Source organism: Nonomuraea sp. K271 (assembly GCF_009908215.1).
GTDB classification, from domain to species: Bacteria; Actinomycetota; Actinomycetes; order Streptosporangiales; family Streptosporangiaceae; genus Nonomuraea; species Nonomuraea longispora.
The window spans coordinates 1-8,182 of sequence record NZ_JAAAHR010000264.1 but is presented as its reverse complement, the minus strand read 5'-3'; the positions used below and the strand labels follow the sequence as shown (position 1 = coordinate 8,182).

General features: G+C 71.0%; 4 protein-coding genes and 1 pseudogene. 3 read left to right on the top strand and 2 right to left on the bottom strand.

Going from position 1 to position 8,182, the window contains the following annotated elements:
* On the bottom strand, positions 1–3,103 hold a 3,103-nt coding region (locus GUY59_RS44820), incomplete at its 3' end, for a S41 family peptidase (protein ID WP_161715053.1).
* Between the two features lie 148 nt (positions 3,104–3,251).
* Here GUY59_RS44820 and GUY59_RS44815 point away from each other — a divergent pair.
* Together GUY59_RS44815 and GUY59_RS44810 are read left to right on the top strand one after the other, a co-directional pair.
* Entirely contained in the window at positions 3,252–3,677 is a 426-nt protein-coding gene (locus GUY59_RS44815) for a hypothetical protein (RefSeq protein ID WP_138208344.1), read from the top strand.
* 52 nt (positions 3,678–3,729) lie between these two features.
* On the top strand, positions 3,730–4,698 hold the full coding sequence (locus tag GUY59_RS44810) for a TIGR03557 family F420-dependent LLM class oxidoreductase (protein WP_138208343.1): 969 nt from the start codon (positions 3,730–3,732) through the stop codon (positions 4,696–4,698).
* Between the two features lie 6 nt (positions 4,699–4,704).
* Here the strand turns inward: GUY59_RS44810 and leuS are convergent, their stop codons facing one another.
* Positions 4,705–7,152: a leucine--tRNA ligase gene (leuS, locus tag GUY59_RS44805; RefSeq protein WP_252375251.1), complete on the bottom strand. Its 2,448-nt coding sequence runs from the start codon at positions 7,150–7,152 to the stop codon at positions 4,705–4,707.
* Between the two features lie 465 nt (positions 7,153–7,617).
* On the opposite strand from leuS, the pseudogene GUY59_RS44800 reads away from it, so the two are divergent.
* Positions 7,618–8,182, top strand: a pseudogene (locus tag GUY59_RS44800) (hypothetical protein); the annotation flags it as partial.

The window sequence follows — 8,182 nt, the reverse complement described above, 5'->3', positions numbered from 1 at the left end:
CCTCCAGGGCGGCCATGGCCAGCTCGATCGCCTTGTCGAGCTGCGGGTCACGTCCCGCGACCCGGTCCTGCGGGGTGATCACCACTTCGATGTCGGGGTCGACCCCGTAGTTCTCCACACCCCACCCCGGGCCTTCGATCCAGAACGAGTAGCGCGGCTGCGTCACCCGGGTCCCGTCGACGAGGGTGTAGCGCGAGTCGATGCCGATCACGCCGCCCCACGTCCGCGTGCCCACGAGCGGCCCGATCCCGCGGTTCCTGATGCCGGCGCTGACGATGTCGCCGTCGGAGGCGGCGAACTCGTCGGTGACGGTCACGATCGGCCCGCGCGGCGAGTCCTCCGGGTAGCGCATCGGCTCGTACCCGCGGACCAGCGACCACGCGGAGACCTTCCTGGACAGTTTCTCCAGCACCAGCTCTGACAGGTGCCCGCCGCTGTTCTCGCGGACGTCCACGATGAGCCCGTCGCGGGCCATCTCTGTACGCAGGTCGCGGTGGAACTGCGCCCACCCCGAGGCCACCATGTCGGGGACGTGCAGGTAGCCGAGCCGGCCACCGGAGGCCTCCCTGACGCGGGCGCGGCGTTCCTCCACCCAGTCGTGGTAGCGCAGCTGTGTCTCGTCGGCGATGGGGTTGACGACGACGCGGCGCGGCTCGCCTCCTGAGGCGGGGCGGATGGTCAGCTCGGTGGGCTGGTCTGCGGTGCCGGCCAGGAGGGCCAGCGGCCCGCGTACCGGGTCGACGGGGCGGCCGCCGACGGCGGTGATCGCGTCGCCGGGACGGACCGCGACGCCCGGAGCGAGCAGCGGCGAGCGGGCGGCGGGGTCGGACGACTCGCCGGGCAGGATGCGGGTGACCCGCCACACGCCGTCGTCGTCCCTGGCCAGGTCGGCGCCGAGCAGTCCCTGGCGGCGGCGGGGGTCGGAGCCGCCGCCGGCCGCCGTGGCGTAGGCGTGCGAGGTGCCCAGCTCGCCCTGGGCCTCCCAGAGCAGGTCGATCAGCTCGGAGTGGGAGCCGATGCGGTCGATCAGCGGCTCGTAGCGGTCGAGCACGGCCTGCCAGTCGACGCCGTTCATGTCCTCGCGCCAGAAGTGGTCGCGCATGAGCCGCCCGGCCTCGCGGAAGCCCTGCCGCCATTCGGCGACCGGGTCGATCTGGACGGTGACGCGGTCGAGGTCGATGGTGACGACCTCGTCCCCTTCGGTGGCGGCGCGGGTCTGCAGGCCGTTCTTGCCGTTGGTGACGAGCCTCGCCCCGTCGCCGCTCACCTCGAACGAACGCACCTCCTTGCCGAGCTCGGCTTTGGCGCGCTTCTTCAGGTCGTACCGTTCGAGCACGGTGTCGTTCTCGGACTCGGTGCCGTCGCCCAGGCGGCCGGTGAGCGGGTGGCGCAGCCAGAGGAGGGCGTCCTTGGCGGTGCGCAGGTTGCCGTAGATCGCGGCGGGCACCGGAACCGGCACCACGCGGGAGGCGATGCCGTCGGGGTCGACCTCGGTGCGCGGCGGCGCGTCGTCCTTGACGGCGTCGTCCTTGGCGGGTTTGTCGTCCTCGCCGTTGAAGCCGCGGCCCTGCAGCGAGGGGTCGAACGGCGACGGCGTGCCGGCCTGCAGCGGCACGAGGTAGGGGCGGCACCCTTGGGGGAACGACAGGTCGAAGCCGTGGACGTCGTAGACGGGGTCGAACGTCCGGATCGACAGGAACGCCAGGTGTTTGCCGTCCTTGGTGAAGACGGGGTCGTAGTCGGCGAACCGCACCGGGGTCACGTCGATCACGGAGGTCCCGTCGACGCGCCCGATCTTGATCTGTGACAGCGGCGGCTGGTGCGGGTGCACCCAGGCCAGCCAGCTCGAGTCGGGCGAGAACGTCAGGCTGCTGACGTCTCCCTGCGTGGTGCGGTCGAGCTCGCGGAGGTCGCCGGATTCGAGGTCGGCGACGAGCAGCCGCCCGTCGTGGGTGGCCACCGCCACGTGCCGGCCGTCGGGGGCGGCCGCCAGTTCGAGCACGCGGCCGAGTTGCCGGGTGGCCAGGGTCCTGACCTCGCCACCGGGCGTGCCGACCTCCAGCCCGTCCTCGCCGCCGGCGTCGGACACCCACACGGCCCGGCCGCGGGAGTCTAGGGCCTGCGGCAGCCGTACGCGGACGCCGGGTTCGGCCCGCAGCACGCCGGCGGGGCCGTCGCGGTGGGTCACCCAGTGGGCGGTGCCGCGGATCTCCACGGCGCTGGCCCGTCCGGAGGCGTCGGGCGAGAACGAGCCCGCCCGCAGGGGCGCCGGCCGCCGGGCCCGCCCTGGGCGGGGCCCGCCCAGCCGCACGTCCAGCCGGTACGGCTCGGCGTCGAGGCTCTCCAGCAGCCACAGGTCGCCGGCGTGGCTGTAGATGACCCGCTCGCCGTCACCGGTGGCGTGGCGGGCGTAGAACTCCTCGTGTGAGCTGTGCTTGCGCAGGTCGGAGCCGTCGGGCCGGGCGGAGTGGAGGTTGCCGACGCCGTCGATGTCGGCCAGGAACACGATCCTGTCGCCCACCCAGCCGACCGACCAGTACTGGGCCGTGCTGTCGGTGAACAGCCTGGTGAACTCCCCATCGCCCGCGGCGTCGACCCAGATCTTGCCCGCCGTGCCGCCTCGGTAGCGCTTCCACTGCGACGGTTCCCGCCACATGGACGACACGGTCGCCACCTGCGCGCCGTTGACGGCGACGTCGCTCACCCACCCGTACGGCAGGCGCGTGGCGGGCCCTCCGTCGAGGGGCACCGCGTAGGCCCAGCTCCTGCTGTGGTCGCTCTGCCCGGCGGGGCTGACCGCGAGCACGTCGCCGTCCGGGGTCCATCCGCGCACGCCGGTCGTGTTGCCCCAGTGGGTCAGCCGTTCGCCCTCCGGACCGTCGATCTCGGCCGCGAACACCTCGGGAGCGCCCTCCTTGCCGCTGGTCCACGCGATGCGGCTGCCGTCGGGCGAGAATCTCGGATGCGACACCGGTACGCGGTCTGCGGTGAAGCGCCAGGCTCTGCCTCCAGTCAGGGGTGCGAGCCAGACGTCGTCGTCGGCGACGAAGGTGACCACGTCACCGTGCAGGTGCGGGTATCTGAGGTATGCGCCATTTGTCACAGATGCACACTAATGCGCGAGACCAAGGGCGACCCAAGAATTCTCTCCCCAGCGAACTCGCCCTGTCCCCGGAACGGTCAAGTCCGGGATGCGCCGGTCATGTGGGGGAATGTGGCCTTTTCCGGCTTCCGTATCCCTGTGAGGCATCATGAAGATCCTCGTCCGCCCGCACCAGATCCCGCCCCGGCTGGCCGCCGCGGCCGTCATCCTCAACTCCGGTCTCAGCAAGTCAGGCGCCGACGAGGACACCGCCGCGAGCCTGCACGGCATGGCCTCGGGCACCTACCCGTTCCTGCGCAAGGTGCCCCCGTCCACCTTCACCAAGCTGCTGTCCAAGACGGAGGTCACCCTCGGCGTGGCCCTGCTGGTGCCGCTCGTGCCGTCGTTCCTCGCGGGGGCCGCGCTGACGGGCTTCGCCGCAGGGCTGCTCGGCCTGTATCTCAAGACGCCCGGCCTGCGCCAGGAGGGCAGCCTGCGCCCCACCGAGCAGGGCATCGCGATCGCCAAGGACGTCTGGCTGCTGGGCATCGGGCTGGGCCTGGTGGCCGAGGAGATGCGCGACCACCGTCCATGATGATCTGCCGTTCCTGGACGCTAAGCCCGGCGAACAGGGGTAGCCCGGACGCATGGTACAAATCGGCTACACCCTGATGTCCGAACAGACCCCGGCCCGCGAACTGGTCGACTACGCCGCGGCGGCCGAACGGACCGGCTTCGACTACGCGGTCATCTCCGACCACTATTTCCCGTGGCTGGAGGAGATGGGGCACTCGCCCTACTGCTGGTCGGTGCTGGGCGCGGCGGCCCAGGTCACCGAGCGGATCCCGCTCATGACGTACGTGACCTGCCCCATCATGCGCTACCACCCGGCGGTGGTAGCGCAGAAGGCGGCCACGATGGGCGTGCTGAGCGGCGGCCGGTTCACCCTGGGCCTCGGTGCGGGCGAGAACCTCAACGAACACGTCATCGGCGAGGGCTGGCCCCCGGTCGACACCAGGCACCGGATGTTCGCCGAGGCCGTACAGATCATCAGGGAGCTCTTCAGCGGCGAGTACGTCACCCGCCAGGGCGAGTTCTACGACGTCGACTCCGCCAAGCTGTACGACCTGCCGGAGCGGCCGGTGCCGATCGGCATCGCCGCCTCCGGCGGGCAGTCGGCCGAGCTCGCCGCCGAGCACGGCGACGTACTCGTGGTCAACGAGCCGCTGCCGGAGGTGGTGCAGCAGTTCCACGCGGCGGGCGGCCACGGCAAACCCGTCTACGGCCAGCTCGCCCTCTCCTACGACACCGACGCCGAGGCCGCCAAGGAACGCGCGCACACGTTGTGGCGCTGGGCGTCGACGGGCGGCTGGAAGGTCATGGCCGAGCTGCCCGCACCGGTGAACTTCGCCGCCGCCGCCGGCACCGTGCGCCCGGAGGACGTGGCCCGGAGCGTGCCCTGCGGCGACGACGTGGACGCGGTCGTGCAGGCCGCGCGGAAGTACGTCGACGCGGGATACACCCACATCGCGCTCGTCCAGATCGGCCACGACCGGCAGCGGCCCTTCTTCGACTGGGCGGAGAAGGAGCTGCTTCCGGCCCTGCGCGGGCTCTAGCGGCTTCTAGGGGACGATGTTGACCAGCTTGGGCGCCCGGACGATCACCTTGCGAGGCGCCCTGTCCAGGTAGGCGGCGACCTTCTCCGAGGCCAGGGCCAGCGCCCGCAGGTCGTCCTCGCCGATGCCGGGCGGGACCTCCAGTCGGTCGCGGACCTTGCCCGCGACCTGCACCACGCAGGTGACCGACTCCTGCACCAGCAGCGCCGGATCGGCCACCGGCCAGCCGCCGAAGGCGACGGGACCGGTGCGGCCCAGCCGCTCCCAGCCCTCCTCGGCGGTGTAGGGGGTCACCAGCGACAGCATGATCGCCAGCGTCTCGGCGGCCTCGCGCACCGCCGGGTCGGCCGGGCCCGGGCCGGAGTCGATGGCCTTGCGCGCGGCCGAGGTCAGCTCCATCATGCGCGCCACCGCCACGTTGAAGCGGTAGGACTCGACCAGCTTGGTGACCTCGTCGATCGTGCGGTGGGTGACCCTGCGCAGGCCGGTGTCGCCGCCCTCGAAGGCCGCCCCCGGCTCGCTGGTGACCTCGGACATCACGCGCAGCGCGCGGGCCAGGAACTTCTGCGAGGCGGCAGGCGAGAGGTCGGCCCAGTCGATGTCGTCCTCGGGCGGCCCGGCGAAGATCATGGTCAGGCGCACGGCGTCGACGCCGAACTCGTCGATCTGCTGGCCCAGGTCCACGCCGTTGCCCAGGGACTTCGACATGGCCTTGCCGCCGTTGATCACCTGCCCCTGGTTGAGCATGCGGACGAAGGGCTCGGTGAAGTCGACCATGCCCATGTCGTGCAGGACCTTGGTGAAGAAGCGGGAGTACAGCAGGTGCAGCACCGCGTGCTCGATGCCGCCGACGTACTGGTCGACCGGGCCCCACTTGCGCACCTGCTCGGGGTCGAACGGGCCGTCGGTGTAGCCCGGCGAGCAGTAACGCAGGAAATACCACGACGAGTCGACGAAGGTGTCCATCGTGTCGGTGTCGCGCTGGGCGGGACCGGAGCACTTGGGGCACTGGACGTTGACCCACTCCGCGGCGCTGGCCAGCGGGGAGACGCCCTTGGGCGCCAGCGCCTCGCCGCGCATGTCGGGCAGGGTGACCGGCAGCTGCTCGTCGGGGACGGGCACCTCGCCGCAGTCGGGGCAGTGGATGATCGGGATGGGCGTGCCCCAGAACCGCTGGCGGGACAGCAGCCAGTCGCGCAGCCGGAAGTTGACCGCGCCCGTGCCCCTGCCGTCGGCCTCCAGGATCTCAATGATCTTGGCGATGGCCTCGGTCTTGCTCAGGCCGTCGAGCGGCCCGGAGTTGACCAGCGTGCCCTCGCCCGGCGTGGCCTCGCCGGTCTCGCCGGGGTCGGCCAGACCCGTGTGCACGACGACCTTCACCGGCAGCCCGAACTTCAGCGCGAAGTCCAGGTCGCGCTGGTCGTGGGCGGGCACGGCCATGATGGCGCCGTGGCCGTAGTCGGACAGCACGTAGTCGGCCGCCCAGACGGGGATGCGCTCGCCGTTGACCGGGTTGGTCGCGTAGCGGCCCAGGAAGACGCCCGTCTTCTCCTTGTCGGTGGCCAGCCGCTCGATGTCGCTCAGCTTGGCGACCTCGGCGCGGTAGGCCTCGAAGTCGGCGCGGTGCTCGTCGGTGACGATCTCGTCGGCCAGCGCGGCGTCGGCGGCGACCACGAAGAACGTGGCGCCGAACAGCGTGTCGGGCCGCGTGGTGTAGACGTGGACCGGTTCGTCGCGGCCCTCGATCTCGAAGAGCACGTCGGCGCCCTCGGAGCGGCCGATCCAGTTGCGCTGCATGGTCAGCAGCCGCTCGGGCCAGGCGTCCAGCTGCTTCATGTCGTCCAGCAGGCGCTGCGCGTAGTCAGTGATCTTGAAGTACCACTGCGTCAGCTCCCGGCGGACGACATCGGCGCCGCAGCGCTCGCACTTGCCGGCCACGACCTGCTCGTTGGCCAGCACGGTCTGGTCGTTGGGACACCAGTTGACCAGGCCGCCCTTGCGGTAGGCCAGGCCGCGCTCGAAGAACCGGTTGAACAGCCACTGGTTCCACCGGTAATAGTCCGGGTCGCTGGTGTGCAGGCGGCGCGACCAGTCGAAGGCGACGCCGTAACGCCGGAACGAGTGGGCCTGCGTCTCGATGTTGGCGTAGGTCCACTCGGCCGGGTGGGTGTTACGCCGGATCGCGGCGTTCTCCGCGGGGAGTCCGAAGGAGTCCCACCCGATCGGGTGCAGCACGTTGTAGCCCTGCTGCATCCAGAAGCGCGCGATGACGTCACCGATGGCGAAGACCTCGCCATGGCCCATGTGCAGGTCACCCGACGGGTAGGGGAACATGTCGAGCATGTAGCGCCGCTCGCGGGGGTCGGCCGGGTCCTCGCTCGCCCGGTAGGGGTCCTGCTCCTCCCATCGCTGCTGCCACTTGGCCTGCAGCGCCTGCGGATCGTACTCACTCACGGCTACTGTCCTTTGGATTGACTCGGACCCATAAGAAAACCCCCCGTGCACACAACGAGGGGTGGAGCCGCGACGGCGAGATCTTCAGGGCCGTCGCGGCCCGCTAAGAAGCAGGGTCGCGGAACGCATGTGTCAAGCCTAGCGCACCTCTTCGGCTGAATGCGGACACTCGATCGAGGCCGGCGGGCACAATGGATCCTTCAGGTTCAGTGAGACCTGAAGGTGATGTACCCGTTGTGACCTCTTTCGTCCCAGAAGAATAGCCTTGCCACCGTGGTGTACCCAGCAGAGCCTGATCGTCCGGATGCCGACCTGCCGCTCCAGGATCCGCCGACCGATCCTGACGGCTTCGCTCGTTTCGCTGCGGAACAGCCTGCATCTCCTGGAAAATCCCATGAGATCATGCCTGGAACGTCAAATCCGGATATAAGGGCAGATCCGGACACCACCTGGGGAGGGCCGGCCATGGCAGCGGATGATTCCGGACCACACCTGCCGTCCTGGCCCGACGCGCCGCGGCGCGACGGATCCGGTGGCCGGTCGTCCGGCTCGCACGCGGCCGACGTTCCCACATCGTGGCCCGAGGCGCCCGCCCACGACGAGCCCGCGTGGCCAGAGCCCCCGCGCAGCGACGACTCCTGGCCCGAACCTCCACGACGATCCCGCCACGCCGCCTCCCCGCAGGACACCTCCCCGGCCTGGCCCGAACCGCCCCAGAGCACCACCGGCCCGAACTGGCCGGACCTGCCGCCCCAGAACACCACCGGCCCCAACTGGCCGGACCTGCCGCCGCAGGACGGCGCGGCGCCGTCCTCATGGCCGGCGGGCTCCACGCAGAACGCCGCCGCTCCCTCCTGGTCCGACGCACCTCGCCAGGACGTGCCGGCCTCGTGGCCCGCGGCCTCCTCCCCCGAAGTGCCCATGTCCTGGCCCGAGGCCTCCCCGCAGAGCACGGCCGGACCGCCGCAGTCCGCCCCCGGCTCCGCCCCGCGGCAGGACCGGCCACCTCAGGGCGGCACACGAACACCCC